The sequence below is a fragment of the Kitasatospora sp. DSM 101779 genome (genome assembly GCF_025655475.1).
In the GTDB taxonomy this organism is placed as follows: Bacteria; Actinomycetota; Actinomycetes; order Streptomycetales; family Streptomycetaceae; genus Kitasatospora.
This window is the reverse complement of sequence record NZ_JAHTIK010000001.1, coordinates 4,102,947-4,104,924: the sequence shown is the minus strand read 5'-3', so window position 1 is coordinate 4,104,924 and position 1,978 is coordinate 4,102,947. Positions and strand designations below refer to the sequence as shown.

Sequence of the window (1,978 nt, the reverse complement as noted above, 5' to 3'; positions counted from 1 at the left end):
CGCGCCCGGTGCGGTGGGCGCCGGCCGCGTGCCGGGCGACCAGGACGAGCCGGTCGCCGCGGCCGATCGGGCAGCCGGCCGCGGTGCCCCCGTCGGCGGCGACCCGCGGCAGCAGCGGCGAGGGGGCGGTCAACCGGAGCAGCTCGACGGCCAGTTCGGGCGAGACCTCGCCCCACAGGCCGGCCCGGGCGCACCAGGCGGCCGCCCTGGGCAGCGCGGCGATCGTGGTGTTGACCGCGGCGACCGCGAGCATGGCGTCCCGACCGTGCGGCAGCAGGGAGTTGAGGTGCTCGGCCGCCGTCGTGGAGGTGCGTCGGGGCAGGCCGGGCAGGTGCTCCCGGGCGGCCTCGGCGGCGGCGTCGGCACAGGCGCGGGCGAGCAGCAGCGGATCGGCGCCGCTGTCGGTGAGGGCGGCGGCGGTGGCCCCGGCGAGTTCCCGGACGACGTCCACCAGGTCGACGGTGCCGGTGAGTTCGCCGAGGCGGTGGTCGAGGACGGCCTGCCAGACCGGGCGCAGCTTCTCGGTGCCGTGGGCGCCGAGGAGTTCGGTGAGGTCGCGGCGGGCGGCGCGGTGCTCGCCGCCGTCCTGGTCGAAGAGCAGCCCGCCGTCGGTCCGCCGGGCGGCGGCGCCGCCGGTGGTGCCCTCGGCTGTGCGGTCGAGCGGGACGCGGGTGAGCACCTCCCGGTACGCCTCGGCGCCGTGCACCAGTACCGTCCGGCCGAGCCGCAGCACCGGGCGGCGGCGGGTGACGGCGAGCAGCGCGAACAGCACCGGGTGGGACACCTGGTAGACCCTGCGGTCGAGCCGCCGCGCGGTGCGGTGGGTGCGGGCCCGCGCGATCGTGCCCTCGTGGTTCATCGGGTGAGCTCCCGGGCGCACAGCCGGGCGGCGGCGGCCCGGTCCGGCTTGCGGGAACGCCCGGTCAGCGGCACCTCGCCGAGCAGGACGGCGTCGGGACGGGCGCTGCCCATCCGGGCGAGCGGGCGTTCCAGGTCGGCCCGCAGCCGCCGCGGGTCGGTGCCGCGGCGCGGCTGGACGAGGGCGACCAGTCGCTCGTCGCCGTCCCACGCGGGCACCCCCACCAGCAGGGCGAGTTCGACGCCGGGCAGGTGCAGGGCGGGCTCGTACAGGCCGGGGTAGATGTTCTCGGCACGGCGCAGCACCATGTCCTTGCAGCGGCCGGCGAGGACGATCCGGCCGTCGGCGTCGAGGCCGGCGCGGTCGCCGGTGCGCACCCACGGGTCGGGGAGCTCGCCGAGGTAGCGGTCGCGGGCGGCGGCCCCGGCGAGCAGCAGTTCGCCGCCGTCGGCGAGCCGGGCCGTGACGCCGGGCAGCGGGTGGCCGAGCAGGTCGCCGTCGCCGTCGAAGGCGGACTTCTCGGCCTCCTCGACGGCCGCGGCCGGGAACAGCTCGGTGAGCGCGTACACGCCCCAGGCCTCGGTGGCGCCGGCCTGCTTGGCGCGGCGCAGCAGCTCGGCGGAGGCGGGGGCGGAGCCCGTCCAGACCCGGCCGGTGAGATGGTCGAGGCCGCGCAGCTGCGGCGGCGTCAGATACGTCTCCGCGGGTTCGAGCCGGCGGACCTGCCGACCGAGCACCTTCGGCGAGCGGGCCGGCAGGGCGACGGTGGCGCCGGCCGCCAGCGAGGGCACCAGGACGAAGAAGGTGCCGCCGAGCACGGCCTGCCCGGCCTGCGGGCGGACCAGTCCGGCGACCGCCCGCATCCCGGCGGCGACCGACGCACGGGTGTGCACCACGGCCCGCGGCGCCGAGGTGGTCCCGGAGGTGAAGACGATCACGGCGTCGCCGTCCCCGTCGTAGCCGGCGGGCGGACGTCCGCCGGTGGAGCGCAGGGCGGGGGCGCAGCCGAGCCGCCGCGGACCGACGGTGGCGACCGGGCCGAGCGCGTCCAGCCGGGGCAGCTCCAGCGAGGCGCGGCGGGCCAGGCCGCGGGCCCAGCCGGCCACGGCCTGCGCGGCG

At 79.1% G+C, this 1,978-nt stretch carries 1 protein-coding gene and 1 pseudogene; both read right to left on the bottom strand.

Annotated features, from left to right (window positions below):
* Positions 1–859: pseudogene (locus tag KSNIM_RS18620) on the bottom strand (cytochrome P450); the annotation flags it as partial.
* Positions 856–1,978, bottom strand: a 1,123-nt coding sequence (locus KSNIM_RS18615) for an AMP-binding protein (RefSeq protein WP_263104345.1), incomplete at its 5' end; no start/stop codon positions are given. The gene KSNIM_RS18615 and the pseudogene KSNIM_RS18620, both read right to left, overlap by 4 nt.